This is a genomic window from Streptomyces sp. NPDC051051 (assembly GCF_040682975.1).
Taxonomy (GTDB): domain Bacteria; phylum Actinomycetota; class Actinomycetes; order Streptomycetales; family Streptomycetaceae; genus Streptomyces.
The window spans coordinates 72406-98394 of sequence record NZ_JBFBCB010000014.1 but is presented as its reverse complement, the minus strand read 5'-3'; the positions used below and the strand labels follow the sequence as shown (position 1 = coordinate 98394).

The following is a 25989-nucleotide window of genomic DNA, read 5'->3' as shown; positions in this document are numbered from 1 at the left end:
TCAGCCGCTCATGCGCCCGAACCTCCGCACCGCCGACGGGAAGAAGACGGCGAGCAGGACCAGCGGCCAGACGACGGCCGGCCAGAGGCCGTCGGTCGCCCCCGCCGGGCCGAACAGGTCGCGTACGGCGGTCGCCGTCCTGGACATCGGGTTCCACTCGACGACCGTGCCGAGCCAGCCGGGCATGGAGGCGGGGGTGGCGATGGCGTTGGAGAGGAAACCGACCGGCCAGATGAGGATCTGCACGGCCTGGACCATCTCCGGTTTCCCGGCCACCAGCGCCAGCAGGATGCCGATCCAGAGCATCGCGAAGCGGAGCAGCAGGAGGAGGCCCACGGCGCCCAGGAAGGCCCCGGCACCACCCTGGGCGCGCCAGCCGAGGGCGTACCCGACGCCGATCAGCACCGCGAGGCCCAGCGCCGACTGCAGCATGTCGGCGGCCGAGCGGCCGACCAGGACCGCGCCGTCGGTCATCGGCATCGAGCGGAAGCGGTCGATGACGCCCTTGTCGAGGTCCTGGGTGACGGCGAGCATCGTGCCCTCCAGGCCGAAGGCCATGGTGAGCGCGAGCATGCCGGGGACCAGGTAGTCGAGGTAGTCGCCGTTCACCTCGCGGCCGCCGCCGACGAGATAGGCGAACATCAGCAGCAGCATCACCGGGAAGACGAGACCGACGACCAGCCGGCCCGGCTGCCGTGCCCAGTGGGCGAGTTCGCGCCGGGTCATGGTCCAGGAATCGGTCAGCGCGTACGTACTCACACGGCCTCCTTCGTGCGGTCGTCCTGCCCGGTCAGGTGCAGGAACACCTCGTCCAGCGTGGGGCGGCGCAGGGCCACGTCCTCGGCCTGCAGGCCGGCCTCCTCCAGGGCGCGGACGACGGCGGAGAGGGCGGCCATGCGGTCGGTGACCGGGGCGCTGAGCAGCCTGCGGTCGGGATCGACGGTGATCTGCTCCCTGGCCATGGGCAGCAGGGCGAGCGCGGCGCCCAGCAGGCCCGCGTCCCGCAGGACGACGTCGATGCGGTCGCCGCCGGTGAGCGCCTTCAGTTCGTCCGCGGTGCCGTCGGCGACGACCCGGCCCCGGTCCACGACCGAGATGCGGTCGGCGAGCTGGTCGGCCCCCTCCAGGTACTGGGTGGTGAGCACGACCGTCGTGCCGCCGCCGACCAGGGAGCGGACCGCGGACCACACCTCGGCGCGGCCGCGCGGGTCGAGCCCGGTGGTCGGTTCGTCCAGGAACAGCACCTCCGGTTCCGTGATCAGGGACGCGGCGAGATCCAGGCGGCGGCGCATGCCGCCGCTGTAGGAGCGCACCGGTGTGCGGCCGGTGTCGCCGAGCTCGAAGCGCTCCAGCAGTTCGTCCGCGCGCGTGCGCGCGCGGCGGGCGCCCAGGTGGTGGAGGCGGCCGAACAGCTCCAGGTTCTGGCGGCCGCCCAGCCCTTCGTCCAGTGCCGCGTGCTGGCCGAGCAGGCCGATGCGCAGGCGGACCTCGCGGGCCCGGCGCACCACGTCGTACCCGGCCACCTCGACCCGGCCCGAGTCGGGTCGCAGCAGCGTGGACAGGATCCTGACCAGCGTCGTCTTGCCGGCGCCGTTGGGGCCGAGCACTCCGCGCACCGTGCCGCGGGCCACGGTGAGGTCGAGCCCGTCCAGTGCCTGCCGGTCGCCGTACCTCTTGCGTACGTCCTCGACGGTGATCACCGCATCAGTCATGTCACGAGCCCCCGCATCCCCTCATTAGTCAAACTTGACTACCACTCCAACGTAATGCGTCCGGACCCACTCGTCAAACTTGATCAGTGATTGTCCCCGGGGTGCCGCTCCCCCGTCGCGTAAGGGTTCTCCGCGTCGTCCGCGAGGACACCGACGAACGGCTCGCCCTCGCCGGAGAACGTGTACGCCCCGCCCTCGATCCGCGCGATCAGGCCCAAGGTCCACTCCGCCTCGGCGTCCGCCGTGTGGATCCAGAGGTTCATGATCTCGCCGATGTGCCCGAGCTGTTCCGGGCCCTGTTCGGGCACGTAGTGCTCGGTGACGGCCGAGCGCCACTCCTCGATGCGCCGGATCCGCTCCTTCAGCAGCGACACCGCCTCGGTGCGCGGCAGGTCCACGATGAAGCCGATGGCCGCCGACTTGACGTCCATCTTCTGGTCGTAGGCGGTCAGCAACTCGCGCACCAGCCGGAAGTACTCCTCGGTGCCCCGCTCGGTCATCTCGTACTCGGTGCGGGGCGGGCCGCCGACGGTGGACGGGGCGATCTCGTGCGCGTGCAGCAGTCCCTGCTTCGCCATCTGCTTCAGGGCGTGGTAGATCGAGCCCGGTTTGGCGGTGGACCACTCGTGGGCGCCCCAGTACTCCAGGTCGTTGCGCACCTGGTAGCCGTGGGCCCGCCCGTGCTGGCGCACCGAGCCCAGCACGAGGAGACGGATCGCTGACATGGCGTCCAGACTAGGCCGCCCGGAACCCGCAGGGGGAACCGGCCGGAACCGGGAGACGGCTCCCCGACACGCCGGGGGCGGCCTGCGGCGTGCCGGGAGGAGGGGCCGGAAGGGTCTAGAAGGGGAACCTGCTGCGCCCGTGCTGCACCGAGATCCACTTCGTCGTCGTGAAGGCCTCCAGGGTCGTCTCCCCGTTGAGGCGGCCGACGCCGGAGTTCTTCTCGCCGCCGAACGGCACGATCGGCTCGTCGTGCACCGTGGCGTCGTTGACGTGGAACATCCCGGTGACGATCTGCTGGGCGAAGGCGACGCCCCGCTCGATGTCGCCGGTGTGGACGGCGCCGCTGAGCCCGTAGGGGGTGTCGTTGACGAGGCGTACGGCCTCTTCCTCGCCGTCGAAGGTGTCGAGGAAGACGACCGGACCGAAGACCTCCTGCTGGAGCAGGGCGGAGTCGGCGGGCAGGCCGCTCAGCACGGAGGGCTCGACGAGGTTGCCGGTCGTCGAGCCGTGCAGGAGGGCGGTCGCGCCCTCGCCGATGGCCTGCTCGACGACGCCGGAGACGGCCTCCGCCTGCGAGGAGTTGATGACGGGGCCGATGAGGGTCTGCGGGTCGCGCGGGTCGCCGGCCTTGAGGGTCTTCACCTTGGCGACGAACTTCTCGGTGAACTCGTCGGCGAGCGAGCGGTCGACCAGGATGCGGTTGGCGGCCATGCAGACCTGGCCCTGGTGGACGAAGCGGCTGAAGACGGCGGCGTCGACCGCGTAGTCCACGTCGGCGTCGTCGAGGACGACGAACGCGCTGTTGCCGCCGAGTTCGATGATGGACCGCTTGAAGTGCGAGGCGGCGACGGTGGCGACGTGCCGGCCGACCTTGTCGGAGCCGGTGAAGGAGATGACCCGCGGGACGGGGTGCTCCAGGAAGGCGTCGCCGATCTCGGCGATGTCGGTGACGACGACGTTCAGCAGGCCCGGGGGCAGACCCGCGTCCTCGAAGAGCTTGGCGATGACGGTACCGCCGGAGATCGGGGTGTTCTGGTGCGGCTTGAGCACCACGCCGTTGCCGAGGGCCAGCGCGGGGGCGACCGACTTCAGCGACAGCAGGAAGGGCACGTTGAAGGGGCTGATCACGCCCACCACGCCGACCGGCTCGCGGTAGACGCGGTTCTCCTTGCCGTCGATCGGCGAGGGAAGGATCCGGCCCTCGGGACGCAGCGACAGGTGGATCGACTCGCGCAGGAACTCCTTGGCCAGGTGGAGTTCGAAGGCGGCCTTGCCGAACGTGCCGCCGGCCTCGTCGACGAGGATCTCGCTGATCTCCGCCTCGCGCTCCTCGACCAGCCGCAGCACCTTCTCGAAGACCGAGCGGCGGGCATAGGCGTTGGTCGCGGCCCACTCCTTCTGGACGCGGGCGGCGGCGCGGTAGGCCTCGTCGACCTCGTCGACGGTGGCTATCGTGATCGACGCGATCTTCTCGCCGTCGTAGGGGTTGAAGTCGATGATGTCCCAGGACCCCGTCCCTGGACGCCACTTACCGTCGATGTACTGCTGGGCCAGGTCGGTGAAGTACGACGACATGTGATCCCTCAATCCCCTGCTGCCACCGGCTGCGATCGGCACAACGATCTGATCACGCGTCATCGTATGTGTGTTTCAAGGGAGTTGGGGCCGCAGTCGGACAGTTGGCGCAGTCATGGGGTTGCCCGAGGGGAAACCCCATGCGCGCGGCGCGCCCGGCGGGAATTGCCAGACACGCCCTAGGAGAGCTGGAGCAGCCCGCGCAGCAGGTCCCGGCTCTCGTCGGGGCCGGGGCTGTCCTGCTGGAGTTCCTTCAGCGCCTGCTCGTACTGGGCGACGTCCTCGCGCTTGTCCAGGTAGAGGGCGCTGGTGAGCTGCTCCAGGTAGACGACGTCCGACAGGTCGGACTCGGGGAAGCTCAGGATGGTGAAGGCACCGGACTCACCGGAGTGCCCGCCGAAGCTGAACGGCATGATCTGCAGCCGCACGTTGGGACGCTCGGAGATCTCGATCAGGTGCTGGAACTGCTCGCGCATGACCTCGCGGTCCCCGTACGGCCGCCGCAGGGCCGCCTCGTCGAGGACGATGTGGAAGTCGGGGGCGTTCTCGGCGACGAGGTACTTCTGCCGCTCCAGGCGCAGGGCCACGCGCCGGTCGACGTCGGCCGCGCTCGCACCCTTCATCCCGCGCCGCACGACCGCGTGCGCGTACGCCTCGGTCTGGAGCAGGCCGTGCACGAACTGCACCTCGTACGCCCGGATCAGGGCGGCGGCGCCCTCCAGCCCGACGTAGGTGGGGAACCAGTTGGGCAGGACGTCGGAGTAGCTGTGCCACCAGCCGGCCACGTTGGCCTCGCGGGCGAGTCCGACGAGCGCCTGGCGCTCGGCGTCGTCCGAGATGCCGTACAGCGTCAACAGGTCTTCCACGTCACGTGTCTTGAAGCTCACCCGGCCCAGCTCCATCCGGCTGATCTTCGACTCCGAAGCCCGGATCGAGTATCCCGCCGCCTCGCGCGTGATGCCACGGGCTTCACGCAACCGCCGTAGTTGCGAGCCGAGCAGCATCCGCCGCACCACCGATCCGGGCTCTCCCGCGCTCACGTTCGCCAGCCTCCCCAGCCGTCCTCGGATCCGCAGTCTGCCACTAAAACACTTCGAGCAGTACTCGCCCGATTACAGAGACGGAAAAAGCCAAAGGGTACCCCCAGCGCGACACCGGGGAAGGGTGAGGAGAAAGCGCGGAAAGTGCCCGTCAACTGCAAGAAGATGGCGGAAAAAATGGCCAAGAAGCGGTACGGGCAGGCCCATTTCGGTCACGTGCACGTGCATCTGCCCTTGCATCTGCCCTTCGCATCGGAAACCATGGTCCCGCGCCACCGCTGCATCGCAACGACCGCGAATCCCGGGAGTGCCTCGCATGGGGACGAATGGATCGACCATGCTCGAGCCGTTACGGCAGGGCCTTCCGCCGCTTGATCCCGCGGCCGTGTCCGACGCGGCCTCCTGCGCTCTGCCGACCCGCCTCGAAGCGGTGCGCGAGGCAAGGCAGTTCACCAGGAGAACCCTCGGCCAGTGGGAAGTGGGCGAGCGGTCCGACGACATATGTCTGGTCGTCTCGGAACTGGTGACCAACGCCCTGCGGCACGGGATGTCGGCCGACGCCGTCCCGGGCATGCCTGGGCAGCAGTCGCTCGTGCGACTGCACCTGCTGCGGTGGACCGGGCGACTGGTGTGCGCGGTGCGCGACCCCAGCCGGGACAGCCCCCTGCCGCGCGAGGTGGACGACTTCGCGGCGGAGTCGGGGCGCGGGCTGTTCCTCGTCGACTCCTTCACCGAGGGCTGGGGATGGCAACCGCTCTCCCCGAACCTGGGCGGCAAGGTCGTCTGGGCGCTGTTCCGGTTGCACAAGCCCGCCGGATGACGAACCGCGGCGCCTTCCGGTGCCGCGGTTCTACGCGCGTCGCAGCCCCTTGTGCACCGGTTCTCCCGGCGTGCCGCACGCCGGAGCGGACCTCCGTCAGCCGGCGATCAGATGGTCGAACTCGCCGTCCTTGATGCCCAGGAGCATCGCCTCGATCTCGGCCCGGGTGTAGACGAGGGCGGGACCGTCCGGGAAGCGCGAGTTGCGCACGGCCACGTCCCCGCCGGGCAGTCGCGCGAACTCGACGCAGGACCCTTGACTGTTGCTGTGCCGGCTCTTCTGCCAGGCAACCCCGTACAAGTGTGTGGCCGCCATGCCGTTGTACACGTCGTGCCCCCCGTCAACGTCGTGGTCCACAGGTCGCTCCCTGATGGTGCACTGGCTCGTGTGGCCATAGATGCCATGGTCAACTGTTCCGGATCATAGCCCCGTTCACGTGCGTCTGCATGAGCAGATGCACGTGCACGGGCGGTGCCCACGCAGTTACAGCTGTGACGCCTGCTTTACCGAGCCCGGATGGTCCTGGGGCCTGTTCCCGCGTCTGCCCCGCAGCCCGTTCCCCATGCGCCACCGGCACTTTCGCGCGGTCCGCGGCAGTGCGGACACGAGAGGTGGTACGGATCGAACCACTCGTGCACAGGAAGAGACGCACCGGGTGCCCTCGATGTTCCGCCGCCCCGGCCGCTGTTCGGCATACCGGCTCCGGAGCGGGCCGCCGCGCGGGGCCGGATCACCCCCGCCCGGGCGGACGCCGACCGTCCGCTCGGTACGCCGACCGGCCCGCGGGACACGTCCGGTGGCCCCGGCACCGGGGCCGTGGAAGCCGTCGCGCCGTCGCCGCCCCGGCCGCGAGCAGGCCGGGGCCCCGGCCTCCGCCTCCCCCGCGCGAAACGGACTCGCCCCCGTGGATGACGAGGGTGTCATCCACGGGGGCGAGGGCCGGCCCCGTCCGGCAGGCCTGTGAAGGCGGTCGGCCGGCGGACATCCGGGCGGTCGCGCCGCCGACCCGACGGGACGGCCGGCGCACGTCCCGTCGTGCGAACGGCGATCGGGCCGTACGGCGACGGGGGGAGCCGTCGTACGGTGGCGGCCGGGGTCCGCCGGGTGTCAGCGGGTGCCGTACGGCAGGAGCGCCATCTCGCGGGCGTTCCTCACGGCCCGTGCCAGACGGCGTTGCTGCCGGGCCGAGACGCCGGTGACCCGGCGGCTGCGGATCTTGCCGCGGTCGGAGACGAACTTCCGCAGCAGGTCGGTGTCCTTGTAGTCGATGTAGGTGATCCCGGCCCGGTCCAGCGGGTTGGGCCGGTTCCTGGCGGGCGGGCGTTCGCTCTTGCGGGGCACGGGGTCAGACCTCCAGGAGGGTGTCGAAGGCGGGCGGCAGCCGCTTCCAGGCGTCGCGCCCGGCGGCGTACTCGGCGTCGGTGAGCAGGCACGACTCCAGCAGCTCGTGGAGTCCGTCACGGTCGAGGCCGGGCGAGGTGAACACCAGGTGCTGGCGGCGGTCGCCGTGCTCGGGGTGCCAGTCCAGGGCGGCCGCGGCGCGGCGCACCGGCGGGAGCATCTCCCAGGCCGCATCCGGCAGGGAGGCCAGCCAGGGGCCGGCGGACTCCACGCACAGGGCTCCACCGGCGGCGTCCCAGTGGAGCAGCACGTCCGGCTTGTCGGCGAGCCAGAACCTGCCCCGGCTGCGGGCGGCGGCGCAGGTCAGGTCCTCCAGCGCCGCGTACAGCCGCTCCGGGTGGAAGGGACGGCGGCGGCGCCAGACGAAGGTGGTGACGCCGTGCGCGTCGGCCTCGGCGGGCAGCAGGGCACAGGCCGGGTGCTGGGCCGCGGCGGCGGCCTCGACGTCGAAGCCGGCGAAAGCGGCGGCGACGAGCGGTGAACGCGGCTCAGTCGCCGGTTCCGTTGCACCTGCACGTGCGGAAGTGTCCGCCGGGTCCCCGGGTCGGCCGCCTCGGACGGGAACCCGGCGGGCCGTCGGATGGAGCTGGGCCAGCAGCTCGCGGTCCTCGTCGTCGGCCTCCGGGGAGTCGGCCACGGCCAGGACGGGGGCGTACTCCAGCTGCCGCGCGAAGGTGTCCGCGACCGTGCGCCGGTCGGTGGTGGCGGCGGCCAGGCCGCGCTCGGCGAGGTCGTCGCCGTTGCCGAGGTACGGCAGCAGGAGCGCCGGGTCGACCGCGGTGATCACGCCGGTGACCGTGAGGCCGCCGGCGACGACCACCTCGGCCATCGCCCTGGGCTCGACGGAGTCCCACAGCTCGACGACCGCGAGCCGGGTGGCGGGGTCGTCGGCGAGGCGGAGCAGCTCGGGCACGAGATCCTCGCGCAGGGCACAGCAGGCGCAGTCGTCCACCAGCGGCGCCTCGCCCGCGAAGAGGACGCCCTCGGCGTCCCTGATCGTGCGGACGACCGTGCCGGCCGCCGCCGTCGCCAGGTCGTGGTGGAGCGCCACACTGCCGGGAACGTCGGCGAGCAGCCGCGCGACCGTCGCCCGGCGGGCCTCGGCGTGCAGCCCGCCGACGATCACCACCGGCAGACTCACGCGCCGCCCCGCTTCCCGAACCGGCGCTCGAAGCGCTCCACGCGGCCGGCCGTGTCCAGGACGCGGGCGGTGCCGGTGTAGAAGGGGTGGCTGACGTACGAGATCTCGACGTCCACGACGGGGTAGGTGTTGCCGTCCTCCCACTCGACGGTCTTCTCGCTGCTCATCGTGGAGCGGGTGAGGAAGGCGTGGCCCGCGGCGCGGTCACGGAAGACGACGGGGCCGTACGACGGGTGGATTCCCTTGCGCATGACTGGTCAGCGCTCCTCTCGGAAGTCGACGTGGCGGCCGGCGACGGGGTCGTACTTGCGCAGGGTCATACGGTCCGGGTCGTTGCGGCGGTTCTTGCGGGTGACGTACGTGTAGCCGGTCCCCGCGGTGGAGCGGAGCTTGATGACCGGGCGCAGTTCGTTGTGTGCCATGCTGCTACCTTACTGAAAATGAATTCCATTAGCATCAGGCTTCGAGGAGAGGTACGTCACCCATGTCCGCGCACTGCATGCTGACCGGCGCCCGGCCGGGCTTCGGCAACCGCGTCTCCCACTCCCACCGGCGCACCTCGCGCCGCTTCGACCCCAACATCCAGACCAAGCGGTACTGGCTGCCGAGCGAGGGCCGTCAGGTACGGCTGCGGCTCGGCACGAAGGGGATCAGGACGGTCGACGCGATCGGCGTCGAGGCCGCCGTCGCCCGGATCCGGGCGCGGGGGGTGCGGATCTGATGGCGAAGAAGAGCAAGATCGCGAAGAACGGGAAGCGGCGGGAGGCCGTCGCCCGGTACGCCGAGCGGCGGGCCGAGCTGAAGGAGACCGTCCGCCGGCCGTCGTCCACGGACGCGGAACGGCTGGCCGCGCAGCGGGAACTGCGCCGGCAGCCGCGGGACGCCAGCGCCACGCGCGTGCGCAACCGGGATCAGGTGGACGGGCGGCCGCGCGGGTACCACCGGGCGTTCGGGCTGTCCCGGGTGAGTCTGCGGGGGCAGGCGCACGCGGGGTATCTGCCGGGGGTGCGCAAGGCTTCCTGGTGAGGGCGGGGCGGGTCCTCGTTCCCCTCCGGGCGGGTCCTCCTTGTTTCCCGGCTGGTAGCTTGCTGCCGGTCCTTCCGGTTCTCACCGGTCCTTCCGGTCGGCCCGGCCGTCCGGCTACAGCTTGGGAGCCCGCAGTGACTTCGGCGAACCTCTCGCGCCCCTCGCCCGCCCCGCGTCCCGCGCGCGGGGCGTCCCGCCGGGGGGTGCGGGCCGCCGCCGTGGCCGGCGCGCTGGCGGGGGCGCTCGCACTGACCGCGTGCAGCGACGACGGCGGGTCCGGCGACTCCGGGAGCTCGTCCCCTGCCACGCCGGGTGTCACGTCCAGCGCGGGCAGCGGCGGCGGTACGGGCGGTTCGGTGACGGCCTCCGGTGAGCTGGAGGGCAGCTGGCTCGCCACCGCGGACGGCCGGGCCGTCGCCCTGATCATCACCGGTGAGCAGGCCGCCCTCTTCGCGACCGGCGGGACCGTGTGCAGCGGGACCGCCGGCAAGGAGTCGGACATGACGATGATCCGGCTCACCTGCCCGAGCGGGAAGAAGGACCGGACGACCGGCATGGTCGAATCCGTCGACGGCAAGAGCCTCGAGATCACCTGGGACGGGGCGGCCGGCGGGGAGACGTACACCAAGGCGGAGGGCGGGCAGTGGCCGTCCGGGCTGCCGACGGCCGGTCTGGGATAGCGAAGCGGTCACCGGGGCGGGGGCCGCGCACCGGAAGAGGGCGTTGATGCGTGATGATCCTCCCGAGCACCGTCACGTCACCGTAGGGACCACTCATGCGCGCCGTTCCGATCACCGTCACCGCCCTCGCCGCCGCCTTCCTCCTCACCGCCTGCGGCGGCGGGGACGACAGCGCCTCCGGCGACGGGGAGAGCAAGACCTCCTCCGCCTCCGGCACCGCCTGCGCCGCCGGTGACCTGACCATGGCGGCCGGCGCCGTGAACGCCGCCCCCGCCGCCGGTGACACCGGCAACGTGACCGTCACGGTCACCAACGGCGGCAAGGAATGCACCCTGGAGGGCTTCCCGAAGGTCGAGCTGGAGGCCGACGGGACCACCGTCTCCGTCCCCCACGACGAGGCCGCCGAGGCGCAGCCGCTGCCCCTCGCCGCACAGGCCACCGTCTCCTTCACGATCACCTACGTCCGCGGCGAGGACGGCGAGGGCAGCCTCGCCGCCAAGACCCTCACGTGCGGCCTCGCGGACGCCCCGGCCACCGAGAGCCTGGACTGGTCGTACGGCGCGGTCGCCCTCAAGGACGGCGACAAGCCGGACGCCTCGGTGAGCGCGTTCCAGGTGGCGGGGGACTGATCGCGTCCGGGCCCGGCGGCAGGGCGGCGAGGTCGCGGGCGGACAGGTCGCCGCCCCGGTACGGCGACGCGGCCCTGACTCGCGGCCCGGCGCGCGGCCCGGCGCGCGGCCCTGACTCGCGACGCGGCGCCTGTCCGCGGGCGCGGTCGCGGGGTTTCCGGGAGCGGGCGGGGCGTGGGGTCGCCAGGTGGGCGCACGGGGTCGCGGGGATGCGGGCGCGTCGGGGCGTGCGCCCCCGGTCACGGGAGATGTGGTCGTGAGTGGACTTGCGCCCGCTCCGCCGCTTCCGCGCCCTCGGTCCAGCCCGCTTCGTCGGTGACGCCGCGCAGGCGGGTGGTGGTCGTCCGGGGGAAGAGGCGGTCCGTGGCCGCGGTGACCGCCACCTCTCGGGAGGCCAGGACCGGGAGGAGGTCGGCGCTGACCGGGGTCTCGGCCGCGGCGGCCAGGCGGCTGCCCACGCGGTGGGCGTAGGCGGCCAGGAAGGACTGACGGAAGGTCTTCGTGCGTCGGCGCCCACCCGCCCGCTGTGCCGCCTCCGCCTTCGTCATGGCGGTCCCGGCCTGCACGAGGAGCGAGGTGTAGAGCAGTTCCACCACCTCGAGGTCGGCCTCGAAGCCGACGACCGTGGAGAAGCAGAAGGGTTCGTTCCACACGGCCCGGCAGTGGTTCGCGCCGGCGACCGCGTCCAGCAGCACCGCCTTGGCCTGCTCGTACGGCGGCTCGACGCCGATCCGGCGGGCGCCGGGGGTGTCCGGCGCCGGAGCCGCCGCGTCGAGCAGCGCCTCGTCGACGCTGTGCCGGGCCATCAGCTCCTGCGCCTTCGCGGTGAGCGCCTCCGCCTCCTCGGGGAACCCGGTCGCCTCCGCCTTGGCGAGCAGCGCGCGGATGCGGGTGAGCATGCGGGAGTCGGAGCGCGGCTGCCCGCTCGCCTCCTGGAGGGGTTCGAGGGTGGGCAGCCGCAGCAGCAGCCGGTACAGCTCCAGGACCGCCGTCGCGTGGGAGAAGCGGTCGCCGGTGCGGGGTGCGGGGCCGGTGGGCAGTTCCTCCAGCTGGGCCGACCAGCGCCGGCCCCGCGTCCGGTCGTGCGGGGCCTGCGCGCGGATCAGCGCCGCGAGCAGCCGTACGTGCGTGTCCTCCAGGTCGCGGCGCACGAGCCGTACGAGGTCCGCGGGCTGCCACCCGCGGCGCCAGGCGGCCGCCAGGAACTCCTGTCCGCGCCGGTCGAGTTCGGCGGCCGCGGCGGGGTCGGCGGCCAGCAGGGACGCGCCGGTGTCGAGGGCGGTGTCGGTGTCGTCGTAGAGGGCCGCCTGGAAGGCGCGTTCGACGGTGCTGGGCGTGCTGCTCACCCATGGATCGTGCCACGCGCGCGCGGCGACCCGCGATCGTCAACCACGGGTTGACAGCGCCCAGGTGTCAACTTACGGTTGACAGATGACTTCGCGACAGGGTCCCACCTCCGCCATCCGTCTCGACGACCTCATCGACGCCATCAAGAAGGTCCGGCCGGAGCCCCTCGAACAGCTCCAGGACGCCGTCATCGCGGCCGAGCACCTCGGTGACGTGGCCGACCACCTGATCGGCCACTTCGTCGACCAGGCCCGGCGTTCGGGGGCGTCCTGGACCGACATCGGCCGGAGCATGGGCGTGACGCGGCAGGCCGCGCAGAAGCGGTTCGTGCCGAGGGAGCCGGCCGACCTCGACCTGAGCCAGGGCTTCAGCCGGTACACCCCGCGCGCGCGGAACACCGTCATGGCCGCCCACAGCGCCTCCAAGACGGCCGGCAACCCGGAGGGCCTGCCGGCCCACCTGATGCTCGGTCTGCTCACCGAGCCGGAGGGCTTCGCGGTCAAGGCACTGGCAGCGCAGGGCGTCACCCCGGAGGCCGTGCGCGAGGCGGCGACCGCCGCGCTGCCGCCCGCCGCCGACGAGGTGCCCGAACTCGTCCCCTACGGCTCGGACGCCAAGAAGGTCCTCGAACTCACCATCCGCGAGGCCCTGCGCCTCGGCCACCACTACATCGGCACCGAGCACATCCTGCTGGCCCTGCTGGAGTTCGAGAACGGCGCGGGCGTGCTCAGCGGGCTCGGCGTCGACAAGGCGGGCGTCGAGCGGTACGTCGAGGAGGCGCTGGCCCAGGTGCAGGGGCTGCGGGAGCGGGAGGGCGCCCAGGGGCCGGAGGACGCGCACGAGGCCTGACGACGCACCGGAGGTCTCAGGACGTGTCGGGGGCCTCAGGACGCGCACGAGGTCCGAGGACGGGCGCACCGGGGACGGGCGCGTCCGCCGGCCTCAGGCCGTTGTCAGACCTGCCTGCGACACTCGCAGCATGACCGAACGCTGGGCACTCGCCCCGGCCGAGGGTGGCGGCGCGGAGCTGGCCGCCCTCGGTCCGGACGGGCTGCCCGCGGGCCCCGTCGTCCGGGAGCCGGACCTGGCGGCGGCGGTCCGGGCGCGGCCGGACGTGAGCCGGTGGGTGTGGCGCTCCACAACCGAGGTGTATCCGCGTCTGCTCGCCGCGGGGGTGCGGGTCGAGCGGTGCTACGACGTCGAGGACGCCGAGACCCTCCTCCTCGGCCACGAGGGGCGGCACGGCGAGCCCCGCTCGGCCGCCGCCGCCCTGGCCCGGCTGCGCGGCGGCCCCGTCCCGCCGGATCCCCCGCAGCGCGCCGCCGAACCCGGCGCGCAGTCCCCGCTCTTCGAACCGCAGGCCACCGCCCTCCCCCTCGCCGACCTCCTCGCGGTCTACGCCGAGCAGCAGCGGCGGCACGACCGGGCGGAGCACCCGGAGCGGATGCGGCTGCTGACGGCGGCCGAGTCGGCCGGGATGCTGGTGGCCGCGGAGATGAACCGCGCCGGCCTGCCCTGGAGCGCCGACGTCCACCGCGAGTTGCTGCACGACCTGCTCGGCGAGCGGTACGCGGGCGGGGGTGAGCCCCGGCGCCTCGCGGAACTCGCGGACGAGGTGTCGGCGGCCTTCGGACGCCGGGTGCGGCCGGACCTGCCCGCCGACGTGGTCAAGGCGTTCGCGCAGGCCGGCATCAGGGTCAGGTCCACCCGTCGCTGGGAGATCGAGTCCCTCGACCACCCGGCCGTGAAGCCGCTGGTCGAGTACAAGAAGCTGTACCGCATCTGGGTCGCGCACGGCTGGTCCTGGCTCCACGACTGGGTGCGCGACGGCCGTTTCCGGCCCGAGTTCCTGGCCGGGGGCACCGTCACCGGCCGCTGGGTGACCAACGGCGGGGGCGGTCTGCAGATCCCCAAGGTGATCCGGCGGGCCGTGGTCGCCGATCCCGGCTGGCGGCTCGTCGTCGCCGACGCCGACCAGATGGAGCCCCGCGTCCTGGCGGCGATCTCCCGCGATCCGGGACTGATGGAGGTGGCCGGCCGGGAGAGCGACCTCTACCAGGCCGTCTCCGAGCGCGCGTTCTCCGGCGACCGCGCCCAGGCCAAGCTCGCGGTGCTCGGCGCGGTCTACGGCCAGACCTCCGGCGACGGACTCAAGAACCTCGCCGCGCTCCGCCGCCGCTTCCCGCGCGCGGTGGCGTACGTCGACGACGCGGCGCGGGCCGGCGAGGAGGGCCGGCTGGTGCGGACCTGGCTGGGGCGGACCTGCCCGCCCGCGGCCGGCCCCGGCGAGGACGCGGCGGAGGAGGCGGGCATCCCGACCGGGGACGAGAACCCGTCCGAGGCCCGGCAGTGGGTGCCCGGGTACGCCTCCGGCGACGCCCGCGCGCGGGGCCGCTTCACCCGCAACTTCGTCGTCCAGGGCAGCGCGGCCGACTGGGCCCTGCTGCTGCTCGCCGCACTGCGGCAGACCTGCGCGGGCATGGCGGCCGAGCTGGTCTTCTTCCAGCACGACGAGGTGATCGTGCACTGTCCCGAGGAGGAGGCCGAGGCGGTCGTCGCCGCGATCCGGGAGGCGTCGGGGCTGGCCGGGCGGCTGACGTTCGGTCCGACACCGGTGCGGTTCCCGTTCACCACGGCGGTCGTGGAGTGCTACGCCGACGCCAAGTGATCACTCCGCCCCGGCGAGCAGCTCCCTCAGCTCCCCCACGACGGCCCTCTCGTCCGTGCCGTCCAGCGCGGCCAGCGCCCGCCGCCACTCCTCCCGCGCCCGCCGCGGGTGTCCCTGCTCGCGCAGCAGGAGTCCGTGCTGGTGGCGGCCGAGCGCGCCGGTGTAGCGGTCGGCGCGGGCGTCGGCGCGGCGCAGCAGCTCGGCGCACTCGCGGGCGGCGCACTCGGTGCGCCCCAGCAGGCGCAGGGCGCGGACCAGGCCGAGCCGGGTCTGGGACTCGCCGTGCCAGTCGCCGCGGCCGCCGAGGATGCGCAGGCTCTCCTCGAAGTGCGGCCGGGCGGCGGCCGGTTCGCCCAGGGCGAGGTGGGCGTAGCCGATGTTGCAGTGTGCCGAGTGCTGGACGAGTACCGCCCCGATCTCGTCGCCGATGGCCAGCGAGAGCCGGTGCTGCTCGATGGCGGCGCGCGGGTCGGTGTGTTCGTACAGGTTGCCGAGGTGGCTGTGGGTGACGGCCTGGCCGTGCCGGTCGTCGAGCCGGCGCGAGTACTCCAGGCTCTGCCGCAGCGCCCGGCCGGACTCCTCGTAGCGGCCGAGGCCCTCCAGCAGCAGGCCGCGGTTGTTGAGGCAGCGCCGGATCCAGGAGAGCCGGTCGAGGCGCCGCCAGATCGCGAGGGCCCGGTCGGTGAGGGCGAGGGCGTCGTTCTGGCGGCCGGTCAGGAAGTGCAGGCCCGCGAGATCGCCCAGCGCGTAGGCCTCGGCGGCCTCGTCGCCGAGCCCCCGCGCCAGTCGCAGGGCGGTCCGCCCGAGGACCTCCATCTCGGCGACCCGGCCGCTGCGGTGGAGGTAGGGGAAGATCAGGCGCAGGAGGGTGGAGACGAGAGGCGCGTCGTCCGCCTCGGACCGGGTCGGACGGGACCGGCCGCCGCGGGGACCGGCCTCCGTGTCGGGCCGGCCGCCCTCGACCAGCGCGACGATGTTCTCCAGCTCGCCGTCGCCCCAGGCGAAGGCCTCCTCGGGGCCGCCGAAGGGCGGCACGTCCCGCACCCGGGCCGCGTGCGTGGGCGGCTGGGCGGCGGTGGGCAGCCGGCGGTCGTCCTGGTCGGGGCCCGGTTCGACGATGGCGGTGAGGGCGCGCTCGGCGACGGCGGCGTACCAGCGCAGGGCGGCGGTCCTCGGGGCGGTGGTCCTCGGGGTGGCGGGGGCGGAGTTGCCGGTGCCGGACCTGTGGCTGTCGCCCTTGCCGGTGTCGGTGCCGGCGCTGTCGTCGCTCCCGCTCTCCGCCAGCTCGCGTGCGAAGTCCCGTACGAGATCGTGGGGGGCGTAGCGGCCGTACGCCGTCTCCTCCAGGAGGGCCACGTCGACGAGGCGGTCGAGGGCGGCCTCGGCGCGGCGCTCGTCGGTGCCGGTGAGACGGGCCAGCAGCGGCACGCCGTACGCGGGCAGGTCGAGGGCGCCGACCTGGCGGAGCGCGAGGGCGGCGTTGCGGTCGACCTCGCGGTCGGAGGCGGCGAGCGCGTCGTGCGCGACCGCGAGGGAGCGGCGCACGCTGAGGTCGTCGTACTCCAGGTGGTGCAAGCGGCCTTCGGTGTCGGCCAGTTGGCCCGCCAGGACGTCCGGGGTGAGGGCCTGGCGGGCGGCGAGGCGGGCGGCGACGACGCGCAGGGCGAGCGGCAGGCGGCCGGTGAGGCCGACGAGGGGATGGCCGGGGCCGAGACCGTCGCGTCCCGACGCGGCGCGCAGCAGGGCCGCGCTGTCCTCGTCGGACAGGGGCGCGAGGGGGAAGGGGTGGGCACCGTCGAGGGCGGTCAGCAGGGAGCGGCTGGTGACGATCACCGCACAGCCCGGACCGGCCGGCAGCAGCGGGCGTACCTGTGCGGCGTGCGCGGCGTCGTCCAGCACCAGGAGCGTGCGGGTCGGTGCGAGCAGGGTACGGAGCGACGCGGCTGCCGCGTCCGGGTGTTCGGGGATGTGCCGCGGGTCGGTGCCGAGGTCGCGGAGGAGCGCGGCGAGGGCCTGGCCCGCGGTGAGGGGGGTCATGCCCGGGGTGGCGCCGTGCAGGTTGATGTAGAGCTGCCCGTCGGGGAAACGTTCCTTCAAGGTGTGGGCCACGTACAGGGCCAGGGCGCTCTTGCCCACGCCGGCCATGCCGCTGATGACGGCGAGGGGTCCCACGCCGGCCGGCGGCACAGCGGTGAGGGTGCGGCGCAGCGAGCTGAGGGTGGCGGTGCGGCCGGTGAAGTGCGGTGGTGCCGGAGGGAGTTGGGCGGGACGGTGAATGTGGGCGGGGGCTGAGGTGAGGGGCGGGGCCGGGGCGGGGGGCCGGGCCGGGGATCGGGTGTCCGTTCCCCGGCCGCGCAGGATCTCCACGTGGGCGTCGCGCACCGCCGGGCCCGGTTCGATGCCGAGTTCCTCCACGAGGCGGGTGCGCAGGTCACGGTGGACGGCGAGGGCCTCCGCCCGGCGGCCGCTCCGGTGCAGGGCGAGCATCAGCTGACGGTGGTACGCCTCGCGCAGCGGGTGCTCCGCGGCCAGTGCGGTCAACTCCGGGACGAGACGGCCGGGTCCGGATCCGGGATCGCCCCCGGACCCGGCCCCGGCGACGGTTCCAGGTCCGGTTCCAGGTCCGGTTCCGGTTCCTGCTCTTGTTTCGCCGAGGCCGAGTTCGGCGTCGTAACGCCATTCCAGGAGCAGGAGGCGCGCCTCCCTCAGGCGTCGGCTGAAGGCGTAGCCGCCCAGTTCGGCGGGGAGCCCGCCGAGAGGAGTGCCCCGCCACAGGGTGAGCGCCGCCGCGCACGCGTCGATCACGCGCTCCCAGTCGTGGACGGCATGCGCGCCGCGGGCGGTGGCGAGGTGACACTCGAAGACGTGGACGTCGAGTTCGCCGTGCTCGATCCGCAGCTGGTAGCCGGGCGGCACCGTCCGCAGCCGCGCCGGGTCGTCCAGCATGCGCCGCAGCCGCGTGACGTGGTTGTGCAGCGAGGCCTGTGCGGAGGCGGGCGGCGCGCCGCCCCACAGCACCTCCTTGAGCGACTCGGCCGGGACGATCCGACCGGCGTCGAGGAGCAGCGCGGCCAGCAGCGCGCGCATCTTGGGGCTGCGGATGCTACGGACGCCGTGGAGGCCGTGGACACCGAAGGGGACGGGAGCTGCCGCGTCGTGCGGGTCCGGGACGGTGCGGTGCGGGTCCACGGCGGTGTCGTACCGGCCCGGGAGGATGTCGTACAGGACCGGTGGGCCCAGCAGTCCGAACCGCAGCCCGTACCGCCGCATCACGCCGACCCTCGCCCTTCCGCGCGCCTGCCCCGGACGCGCCCCTCGGCGGGACCCCGCCGCTCTTGCGGATTTCCGCCCCCGGCACGGCGGATTTCCGCCACCCTGTCCCTGACGGCTCCCGCAGGAGTCCGCCGGCGTTCCGGCCGCCCACCGCGCTCGCCCGGCGGCCTCACACCCGACGACCTGCGACGACGTCCCCGCCGCCGTGGAGAACCGTTGGCCACATGTTAGCGATTCGTTGGTGGAGCCTGATGTGATCACAACATCGGATCCGGCCCGACGGCGCGCGCGTACTACGCGTTTCTCGGGGGAGTGTCGCCGCCGTGGCCGGTTCCGGACGCGCGTGTGGGCCTCGGTCGGCGGAGGTGAACGACCGGGGCCCGCACCGCAATACCTTGCTCGGCCCAGGTTCTCGGAACGCCTCGGGACGAGCCACGGCCGCCGTGCGAGCGGGTGCGCGGCAGCGTGACGTCGTACAGGGTGCCGCCGTCGGCGATGGCCGCGAGGACCCGCGCGCGGATGCACCGCAAGGGGCCGCGGCGGAAGGTTGCGCCGGTTTCCCTTCCCCCTCTCCCCGGCCGACAGAGATGTTCACAGGCGACGCACCGCCCGCGTTCTCCGTCCCGGAGGCGCGGCAGGCGTGGGCCGCCGCCCCGTCCGCGCCGTGCCGGACGTACCGGAGGAGACCGTCATGCCCTTCCGCTGTGCCGTGCTGGACGACTTCCAGAACGTGGCGACCACCGTCGCCGACTGGTCGCCGCTGGGCGACCGGGTGGAGGTCGTCGTGTTCACGGACCATTTCGGCACCGAGGACTAACTCGCCTCCGCGCTAGCCGACTTCGACTGTGTGGTCACCCTCCGCGAACGCGTCGCCTTCCCGTCCTCGCTGCTGGACCGACTGCCGAGGTTGCGGCTCCTCGTCGCGTCCGGCATGCGCAACTCGGTGATCGACCATGCCGCCGCACGTGCCAACGGCGTCACCGTGTGCGGCACCGAAAGCTCCTCGACCCCGCCCGCCGAACTGACCTGGGCCCTGCTCCTCGGCCTGGCGCGCGGGCTCGTCCGGAAGAACGGCGCCCTGCGCGCGGGCGGCCCCTGGCAGTCCACCGTCGGCGCCGACCTGCACGGCCGCCGCCTCGGCCTGCTGGGCCTGGGCAAGGTCGGCGCCCTGGTCGCGCGGGTCGGCCTCGCCTTCGGCATGGACGTCAGCGCGTGGAGCCAGAACCTCACCGCGGAGCGTGCGGCCGAGGTGGGCGTCCGCCTGGCTCCGTCCAAGGAGGACCTGCTCACCGACAGCGACTTCGTCTCCGTCCACCTCGCCCTGGGGGACCGCACCCGTGGCCCGCTGGGCCCGGCCGAACTCGCCCTCCTCAAGCCGACGGCCTACCTGGTCAACACCTCCCGCGCCGCGATCGTCGACCAGACCGCCCTGCTGACCGTCCTGCGCGAGGGCCGTATCGCCGGTGCCGGGCTCGACGTGTACGACGTGGAGCCCCTGCCCGGCGACCACCCCCTGCGCACGGCACCGCGACTGCCGGCGACCCCGCACCTCGGGTACGTCTCGCGCGCCGACTACGAGCGCTACCACGGGCAGGCGGTGGAGGACATCCAGGCCTATCTGGCGGGAGCCCCGGTGCGGGTGCTGGGCTGAGAGGGCCCGGCCCGCCCGGCCACCGGCGTCCGGCCGGACCTGCCCGGAGCCGCGCCCTGTCCTGAGCCGCGCGCTGCCCGGGGCCGTGCCGGTGCCCGAGGCCGTGCCGGTGCGCGTCCCGGGCTGCGGAGGCGCCCGGCCTGCCGACCCCACGTGCCCTGCCGGGTCCGTGCGGACCGGCGCCGGTCCGCACAGGGAGGTGCGGACGCACCCGGTCCGCCCGACCGCACGCACCCCCTCCCCCGACCGCACGCGCTCCCTCCGGTCGGCGGTCGGCCGGTCAGACGGGGGAGGCGGGCGGGTTCGGACGGGCGAGACCGAGGTCGTAGGCGAGGATCGTCGCCTGTACGCGGTCGCGCAGCCCGAGTCCGCCGAGGAGCGCGTCGATGCGGGATCTCACGGTGCCGACGGTGAGGCCGAGTTGCCGGGCGATCTCCGCGTCGTCGAGACCGGAGGCGATCAGGGTGAGGAGGTGCCGCTCGCGGCCGGCCGGGCCGACCGGTTGGCGGGGGCCGTTCCGGGACCGGGACCCGGTGCCCGCTCCGGAGGCGTAGTGGCCGATGAGGCGGCGGGTCGCGGACGGGGCGAGGACCCCCTCGCCGGCGGCCACCATCCGGATGCCGTGCAGGAGTTCGGCCGCGGTCACGTCCTTGAGGAGGAAGCCGGAAGCGCCGGCGCGCAGCGCGTCGAAGACGTGGACGTCGAGGTCGAAGCTGGTCAGCACCAGTACGCGGGGCGCGTTCTCCCGGCCGGTGATGAGCCGGGTGGCGGCGATGCCGTCCGGGTCCTGCATCCGCGAGTCCATGACGACCACGTCGGGCGCCAGTTCCCCGGCGAGCCGCACCGCCGTCGCGCCGTCACCGGCCTCGCCGACGACCGTCATGTCCGTCTCGGCGTCGATGACGGCGGTGAGCCCCGCCCGTACGACGTCCTGGTCGTCGACGACCAGCACCCTGAGGCTCATCGTTCCCCCTCCTCCTCGTCGTCCCGCTCGCGAACCGGCGCGCCCGCGAGCGGCAGCCGGAGGCGCAAGGGGCCGTGTCGTTCCGCGGTCAGGGTGCCGCCCAGCGCCGCGACCCGCTCCGCCAGCCGCTCCCGTACGGCGGGAAGTCCGGAGCCGGGCACCCCGGTGGCCGTGAGTGTCAGCACGTCGTCGTCGGCGTCGAGTTCGAGCACGACGGGCCCCTCTCCGCCGGCCGCGAGCATCGTCTCGGCGGCGTGATAGGCGGCCAGGTCCACGGCCGTGGGCAGCTGCCGCGGCACGCGGTCGGTGAGCCGTATCTCCACCTCGCGGCCGGTGGCCCGGCACTGCCGGGCGAGCAGGTCGAGGGCCTGGAGGGTGGGCTGCGGCCGCAGTTCGGGCCCGGCCGGGTCCGGCTCCCCCTCCCGGACCGTGTCGAGCAGCGCGCGCATCGCGGCCAGTGCCTCGCGGGCCCGGTCGGCGGTGGCGTCGAGCCGGCCCGCCTCCGCCTCCGCGACCATGTCGGCGGCGCGCGCCAGCACCGTGCTCTCCAGCCCCGCGGCGATCCGGCGCCGCTCGGCCCAGGCTTCCCGTACGGCCTCCTCGGTCCAGGCGGCGAGACGTTCCTCCCGCACACCGCGGTCGGCCCGGTCCCGCCGCCCGCGCACGGTCCCGGCCCACCGGGCCGCACCGGCCGACAGGGCCGCCCCGGCCGTCGCCGCCACGGCGACCACCCAGCCGGCCAGGTCCGTGCCGCGGTCCAGGACGGCCGCACTCGCCGCGACAGCGTGCACGGCGACGGCGGCCGACGGGACGAGCCCGGGGCGCGGTCCGGGCCCGTCGGAGGGCGGCGCGGCGGCACGGCGGGCGGCGTCGGCGGCGAGCGCCACGCAGGTGGCGGCCATGCTCAGCACGGGCGGCACGACGACAGGACCCGTGTACTCGCCCACGGCCATCGCCACCGGCCACAGCAGCGCCAGACCGAGCAGCACGCCCAGGGCGGCGCGGGGCATCCGCCGCAGCCACAGCAGCGCGACGGCCTGCGCCGCGGCCAGCAGCGCGAAGAGCACCCCCGCCGAGACCTGCGACCCGCTCGACGTGGTCTGCGACCGGACGACCAGCACCGGCAGCAGCGGTTGCAGGCACAGCCCGACCGCGGCCGTCACCTGCGCGAGACGGTAGGTCCGCGGCACGGACGCCTCCACCGGTGCGGCGGTACGGCCGGGCAGGACCGCGCGCACCTCCCAGCCGCCGTCCGCCGTCGGGCCGCTGGTCAGCGTGCCGCCCGCCTCCCGCGCCCGGGACCGCAGGAAGCCCTGGCCGCGACCCGAGCCGAGGCCCGCGCCGTGCGCCGCCGCACCGGCCGGCGGTGCCTCGCTCGTGACCACGACGTCGGTGCGGGTGTCGCCGTACCGGCAGCGCACCGTCGTGGCGGCACCGGGGGCGTGCCGGGCGACGTTGGTCAGCGCCTCGCGCACGATGCCGTACGCCGCGTCCGCGACGGCGCCGTCCGGCAGCGGACCGATCTCGTACTCCACCCGCTGGTCCAGCCGGCGGAACCCGACGACAAGGGCACGCAACCGCTCCTGCGGGGAGGGAAGTTCCTCCCGCGAGGGGGCCGGGGCCCGCACCGCGCCGAGCGCGCGGGTCACCTCACGCCCGGTCTCGGCCGCGAACTCCAGGGCTTCCTCGGCGAGTTCGGGCCGACGCTCACGCAGTCCGAGCGCCGCGCCCGCCGTGACCACCACAGCGGTCAGATGATGGGCACTGACATCGTGCAACTCCCTTTCCATGCGGCGCCGTTCGACCGCCGGCAGCCGGTGGCGCTCGGCCTCGGCACGCCGGAGCACCTGCTCGCCCGTCCGCCGTGCGCGCCGGGTGCGCCGCACCAGCAGACCGGCGCCGCAGGCGGTGGCGTACAGCAGGGCGGTCAGGACGAGGTCGAGCCCGTCGCGGTCACTGAGCCCGTGCAGACTGATGTTCTGCAGCAGTTGCCAGACGGCGAGGGCGACCACACACAGGACGGCGGTGAAGGTGTCGCGCTCGGTCGCCACCGTGTACAGCGCCAGCGCGACGCCCGCGGTACCGAGGACCGCCATCGCGCCGACGGGCAACGGCCCGGCACCCAACGCACAGGCGGCGGCGACGAGCAGGAGGGCGACGACGGGGCGCGCGCGGCGGAGCGAGAGGGCGGCCGTCACCGGTCCGGCGACCAGCACGGCCACGAGGAGGGCGGACGCGGGCGGTACGTCCCCGCGCACCAGCGCCGCCCCGGGCCACACCACGGCCTGGACGCAGATCAGCAGGACCGGAACCAGCCGGCCGTCGGTTCGATTCATGACGCACCAAGGCTATGGCCGCGGCCGAACGGCTCCCTCGGGCTGGAGGCGGAGCCGGCCCTCCACCCTGGGATACAGAAAAGGGCGGCGATGCGCAGCAGCCCTCTACCTCCGGTTCGACCGGGCAATCGTCCTGCCGCCCGAGGACCGCGCACCGGCCCGCCCATAGGCTCGATCACATCGAGAAGGCGCTCTGCGGCCGACCCGCCCGAGCACCTCTCCAGCTGTGTCCACCTCTTCCGCACGACCGATCCCAGGGGGATTTCCATGTCCAAGCGCATCATCGTGTCGTCGATCATCGGTGTCGTCGTCCTCGGCGGAACCGCCGCCGGTCTCGCCGTGGCCTCGACGCAGACGGCCCAGAAGCTGACCGTCGAGAACGCCTCGACCCGCTACGTCCCGCCGACCGACGCCCAGGCCGGCTCGCTCACCTTCACCGCGGACGTGAGCGACGACTCCGGCGTCCGGAGCCTGAAGGTCCTGGCCTGGCCCGCGAGTTCCGACCTGGACCCGACCGAGGCGGAGATGAGGTCCGTGGAGAGCGCGACCTGCCGGAACACCTCGGCCGACACGTCCCGCTGCACCTACAACCTGAAGGTCACGAAGGCGGAGGCGGCCGAACTGGCCCCGGGCGCTTGGCACATCTCGACCCTGGCGACGGCCGAGGACGGGGACACGAAGTTCACCCCGCACACGTCCGAGTTCACCGTGACCCGCTGACCGCGAGCGGCGGCCCCCGGGCCACGGCTTCCTGTCAGGTCCTGCCGACGACGGCGCGCCTGCGTGGTGCACCTCCACCAGGCGCGCGGCGGAACGTGAGCAGGGCTCCCTGCGGCGGGGCCGGGAGCGAGGCCCGCTTCGACTACGCCGTCTCCCGCGTCGACATCGTCCCGCCCACCGAAGCCATCTCCCGCCACGCCGGCAAACTCCTCGCCACAACCGGCCCGCACGGCCACACGCACTCGACGCGATCGCCGTCGCCACCGCGACGGTCCTCCCCTCCCCCGTGACCGTCCTGACCTCGGACCCCGAGGACCTCCTGATGCCGTGCGGTCCCGGCGTCCACGTGGTCAAGGTCTGAAGCAGCGCCTGCCGGGCGGGCCGCGCCCTCCGGCCCCTCACCACCACCCGGAGGCCACCAACCGGAGGCCGGCCCCCGCGGCTACGACCAGAACCGGGCCCGACGAGGCGGGGCAAAGCGAAAGCCCCAGGTCACGGCGAGTGAGTCCTGGGGCTTTCACAGAGCCGCCTTCGGGATTCGAACCCGAGACCTACGCATTACGAGTGCGTTGCTCTGGCCATCTGAGCTAAGGCGGCGCGCCGTGCGCACCTATGGTGCGATCAGCAACGTCGGTAAGTCTACACAGTTTCCGGGAGTGCTCAGAACCACCCCGGGAGGCGGCCGCCCCGGGGTGGCCACGGGGCTACGAGCAGCGCTTTCCGTCCGCCGGAGGGGTGCCGCGGACGAGGTAGTCATTGATCGCGGAGTCGATGCAGGCGCTGCCGCGGCCGTAGGCGGTGTGGCCGTCGCCTCGGTAGGTGAGCAGACGGGCCGAGGCGAGCTGGCGGGCCAGGGACTGGGCCCAGCGGTAGGGGGTCGCCGGGTCGCGGGTGGTGCCGACGACGACGATGGGGGCCGCGCCCTTCGCCTCGATGCGGTGCGGTTCCCCGGTGGGCGCGACCGGCCAGTAGGCGCAGTTCAGGGAAGCCCAGGCGAGGCCCTCGCCGAAGACGGGGGACGCCTTCTCGAAGGCGGGCAGCGCCTTGCGCACCTCGTCGGGGCCGTTGAACGCGGCCGGCAGATCCAGGCAGTTCACGGCCGAGTTGGCGAACATCAGGTTGGCGTAGCCGCCCTCGGCGTCCCGCTCGTAGTAGCTGTCGGAGAGGACGAGCAGACCGGCGCCGTCGTTCTCGCGGATCGCCGCGGTCAGCGCCTCGCGCAGCTGCCCCCAGGCGCTCTCGTCGTACATCGCGGCGATCACGCCGGTGGTGGCGAGGGACTCGGTGAGCCTGCGGCCGTCCGCGTCGCCGGTGGGCAGCGGGCGGGCGTCGAGCCGGCCGAAGAACGCCTTGAGGTTCTTGCCGACCTCCCCGGCCTTGGTGCCGAGCGGGCAGTCCGGCTGCCGCACGCAGTCCTTCGCGAACGACCGGAACGCCGTCTCGAACCCCGCCGTCTGGTCCAGGTTCATCCGCCGGGCGGCCAGCGAGGGGTCCATCGCACCGTCCAGCACGAACCGCCCCACCCGCTCCGGGAACAGCCCCGCGTAGGTCGCCCCGAGGAACGTCCCGTACGACGCCCCCACGTACGTCAGTCTCCGGTCCCCGAGGGCCGCGCGCAGGATGTCCATGTCGCGGGCCGCCTCGACGGTGGAGACGTGCCGCAGCAGTTTGGCCGACCGGGCGCCGCAGCCCTCCGCGAACTTCTTGTAGGAGCCGACGAGCCGGTCGGTCTCCCGCCGGTCGTCGGGAGTGACGTCGGTCTGCGTGTACGCGTCCATCTGGCGCCCGTCGAGGCACTCCACGGGCTCGCTGCGGGCCACACCGCGGGGGTCGACGGCGACCATGTCGTAACGGGCGCGGACCTGGGCCGGGTAGCCGATGCCGGCGTACTGCTGGAGGTAGCCGACGGCCGAGCCGCCCGGCCCGCCCGGATTCACCAGCAGCGAGCCGATCCGCTTGCCCGGGCCGGTCGCCTTCTTGCGGGCGACGGCGAGCCGGACGTCGCCCCCGCCGGGCCGGGCGTAGTCGAGCGGCGCCTTCATCGTGGCGCACTGGAATCCGGGCACGCCGCAGTCCCGCCAGCTCAGCTTCTGCCCGTAGTACGACGCCAGCGCGGACGGTGTGGCCTGCGGAAGCGCGGTCAGGACCGCACGGGCGGCCGCCGGGCTGGCGGAACTCGTCGAACTCCCGGAGGAGCAGGCCGACACGAGCAGGGCGGCGAAGGAGAGGAGCGTGACGCCGGTGCGGAACCGGTGGGGGGAGCGCCTGGTGTGCATCCAG

Annotated in this window: 23 protein-coding genes, 1 tRNA gene and 2 pseudogenes; 10 read left to right on the top strand and 16 right to left on the bottom strand. The window is 73.7% G+C overall.

The features are described 5' to 3' along the window. The 5 genes from AB0N31_RS13665 to AB0N31_RS13645 form a co-directional block, all read right to left on the bottom strand. Positions 1–759: an ABC transporter permease gene (locus AB0N31_RS13665; protein ID WP_366058536.1), complete on the bottom strand. Its 759-nt coding sequence runs from the start codon at positions 757–759 to the stop codon at positions 1–3. Next, positions 756–1712 (bottom strand): ATP-binding cassette domain-containing protein, encoded by a 957-nt coding sequence (locus AB0N31_RS13660; RefSeq protein ID WP_366058535.1) that lies wholly within the window; start codon positions 1710–1712, stop codon positions 756–758. Before AB0N31_RS13660 ends, AB0N31_RS13665 begins: the two co-directional genes overlap by 4 nt. 83 nt (positions 1713–1795) lie before the next feature. Further along, entirely contained in the window at positions 1796–2437 is a 642-nt protein-coding gene (locus tag AB0N31_RS13655; RefSeq protein WP_366058534.1) for a PadR family transcriptional regulator, read from the bottom strand. A 115-nt stretch (positions 2438–2552) separates the two neighbouring features. Continuing rightward, the gene (locus AB0N31_RS13650) at positions 2553–4013 is read right to left on the bottom strand and encodes an aldehyde dehydrogenase family protein (RefSeq protein WP_366058533.1); all 1461 of its coding nucleotides are present in this window, start codon (positions 4011–4013) and stop codon (positions 2553–2555) included. A 179-nt stretch (positions 4014–4192) separates the two neighbouring features. Beyond that, positions 4193–5017 carry a helix-turn-helix transcriptional regulator gene (locus AB0N31_RS13645; RefSeq protein ID WP_363087700.1) on the bottom strand — a complete coding sequence of 275 codons (825 nt, stop codon included), beginning with the start codon at positions 5015–5017 and terminating at the stop codon, positions 4193–4195. Between the two features lie 352 nt (positions 5018–5369). Between AB0N31_RS13645 and AB0N31_RS13640 the strand changes: the two genes are divergently transcribed. Then, the gene (locus tag AB0N31_RS13640; RefSeq protein WP_366058532.1) at positions 5370–5873 is read left to right on the top strand and encodes an ATP-binding protein; all 504 of its coding nucleotides are present in this window, start codon (positions 5370–5372) and stop codon (positions 5871–5873) included. Positions 5874–5969: 96 nt separating this feature from the next. On the opposite strand, the gene AB0N31_RS13635 is transcribed toward AB0N31_RS13640, so the two are convergent. From AB0N31_RS13635 to rpmG, 5 genes are all read right to left on the bottom strand, one after another. After that, entirely contained in the window at positions 5970–6230 is a 261-nt protein-coding gene (locus AB0N31_RS13635) for a DUF397 domain-containing protein (RefSeq protein ID WP_366058531.1), read from the bottom strand. 750 nt (positions 6231–6980) lie between these two features. After that, positions 6981–7214 carry a 30S ribosomal protein S18 gene (rpsR, locus tag AB0N31_RS13630; RefSeq protein ID WP_363087389.1) on the bottom strand — a complete coding sequence of 78 codons (234 nt, stop codon included), beginning with the start codon at positions 7212–7214 and terminating at the stop codon, positions 6981–6983. Between the two features lie 4 nt (positions 7215–7218). Beyond that, positions 7219–8415, bottom strand: a complete 1197-nt coding sequence (locus AB0N31_RS13625; RefSeq protein ID WP_366058530.1) for a GTP-binding protein — start codon at positions 8413–8415, stop codon at positions 7219–7221. Further along, the gene (locus tag AB0N31_RS13620; protein WP_366058529.1) at positions 8412–8666 is read right to left on the bottom strand and encodes a type B 50S ribosomal protein L31; all 255 of its coding nucleotides are present in this window, start codon (positions 8664–8666) and stop codon (positions 8412–8414) included. The genes AB0N31_RS13625 and AB0N31_RS13620 overlap by 4 nt, the downstream gene beginning before the upstream one ends. A gap of 6 nt (positions 8667–8672) precedes the next feature. Next, positions 8673–8837 carry a 50S ribosomal protein L33 gene (rpmG, locus tag AB0N31_RS13615; RefSeq protein ID WP_366058528.1) on the bottom strand — a complete coding sequence of 55 codons (165 nt, stop codon included), beginning with the start codon at positions 8835–8837 and terminating at the stop codon, positions 8673–8675. A 62-nt stretch (positions 8838–8899) separates the two neighbouring features. Here rpmG and rpmB point away from each other — a divergent pair, with 62 nt between their 5' ends. From rpmB to AB0N31_RS13595, 4 genes are all read left to right on the top strand, one after another. Then, positions 8900–9136 carry a 50S ribosomal protein L28 gene (gene rpmB / locus AB0N31_RS13610; RefSeq protein WP_366058527.1) on the top strand — a complete coding sequence of 79 codons (237 nt, stop codon included), beginning with the start codon at positions 8900–8902 and terminating at the stop codon, positions 9134–9136. Then, positions 9136–9441: a 30S ribosomal protein S14 gene (gene rpsN / locus AB0N31_RS13605; RefSeq protein WP_366058526.1), complete on the top strand. Its 306-nt coding sequence runs from the start codon at positions 9136–9138 to the stop codon at positions 9439–9441. Before rpmB ends, rpsN begins: the two co-directional genes overlap by 1 nt. Positions 9442–9644: 203 nt before the next feature. Beyond that, positions 9645–10121, top strand: a complete 477-nt coding sequence (locus AB0N31_RS13600) for a hypothetical protein (protein ID WP_366058573.1) — start codon at positions 9645–9647, stop codon at positions 10119–10121. A 95-nt stretch (positions 10122–10216) separates the two neighbouring features. Further along, entirely contained in the window at positions 10217–10750 is a 534-nt protein-coding gene (locus tag AB0N31_RS13595; protein ID WP_366058525.1) for a DUF4232 domain-containing protein, read from the top strand. 239 nt (positions 10751–10989) lie between these two features. On the opposite strand, the gene AB0N31_RS13590 is transcribed toward AB0N31_RS13595, so the two are convergent. Continuing rightward, positions 10990–12096 (bottom strand): DUF2786 domain-containing protein, encoded by a 1107-nt coding sequence (locus AB0N31_RS13590; protein ID WP_366058524.1) that lies wholly within the window; start codon positions 12094–12096, stop codon positions 10990–10992. A gap of 85 nt (positions 12097–12181) precedes the next feature. On the opposite strand from AB0N31_RS13590, the gene AB0N31_RS13585 reads away from it, so the two are divergent. After that, positions 12182–12946: a Clp protease N-terminal domain-containing protein gene (locus AB0N31_RS13585; protein ID WP_366058523.1), complete on the top strand. Its 765-nt coding sequence runs from the start codon at positions 12182–12184 to the stop codon at positions 12944–12946. A 130-nt stretch (positions 12947–13076) separates the two neighbouring features. Then, positions 13077–14765: a bifunctional 3'-5' exonuclease/DNA polymerase gene (locus AB0N31_RS13580; protein WP_366058522.1), complete on the top strand. Its 1689-nt coding sequence runs from the start codon at positions 13077–13079 to the stop codon at positions 14763–14765. Here AB0N31_RS13580 and AB0N31_RS13575 read toward each other — a convergent pair whose 3' ends face one another. Further along, entirely contained in the window at positions 14766–18035 is a 3270-nt protein-coding gene (locus tag AB0N31_RS13575; protein WP_366058521.1) for a BTAD domain-containing putative transcriptional regulator, read from the bottom strand. Between the two features lie 694 nt (positions 18036–18729). Between AB0N31_RS13575 and AB0N31_RS13570 the strand changes: the two are divergent. After that, positions 18730–19689, top strand: a pseudogene (locus tag AB0N31_RS13570) (D-2-hydroxyacid dehydrogenase family protein). 280 nt (positions 19690–19969) lie between these two features. On the opposite strand, the gene AB0N31_RS13565 reads toward AB0N31_RS13570, so the two are convergent. Together AB0N31_RS13565 and AB0N31_RS13560 are read right to left on the bottom strand one after the other, a co-directional pair. After that, positions 19970–20653 (bottom strand): response regulator transcription factor, encoded by a 684-nt coding sequence (locus AB0N31_RS13565; RefSeq protein ID WP_366058519.1) that lies wholly within the window; start codon positions 20651–20653, stop codon positions 19970–19972. Further along, complete coding sequence (locus tag AB0N31_RS13560; RefSeq protein WP_366058518.1) at positions 20650–22989, bottom strand: histidine kinase; 2340 nt, start codon at positions 22987–22989, stop codon at positions 20650–20652. The genes AB0N31_RS13565 and AB0N31_RS13560 overlap by 4 nt, the downstream gene beginning before the upstream one ends. A 267-nt stretch (positions 22990–23256) precedes the next feature. Between AB0N31_RS13560 and AB0N31_RS13555 the strand changes: the two genes are divergently transcribed. Together AB0N31_RS13555 and AB0N31_RS13550 are read left to right on the top strand one after the other, a co-directional pair. Then, positions 23257–23709, top strand: coding sequence for a DUF5707 domain-containing protein (locus tag AB0N31_RS13555; RefSeq protein WP_366058516.1), 453 nt, complete (start codon positions 23257–23259; stop codon positions 23707–23709). A 125-nt stretch (positions 23710–23834) separates the two neighbouring features. After that, positions 23835–24070: pseudogene (locus AB0N31_RS13550) on the top strand (DNA-binding protein); the annotation flags it as partial. Between the two features lie 162 nt (positions 24071–24232). On the opposite strand, the gene AB0N31_RS13545 reads toward AB0N31_RS13550, so the two are convergent. Beyond that, a tRNA-Thr gene (locus AB0N31_RS13545) sits at positions 24233–24306 on the bottom strand. A gap of 107 nt (positions 24307–24413) precedes the next feature. After that, on the bottom strand, positions 24414–25985 hold the full coding sequence (locus tag AB0N31_RS13540; RefSeq protein WP_366058515.1) for an alpha/beta hydrolase: 1572 nt from the start codon (positions 25983–25985) through the stop codon (positions 24414–24416). Between the last annotated feature and the right edge of the window lie 4 nt (positions 25986–25989).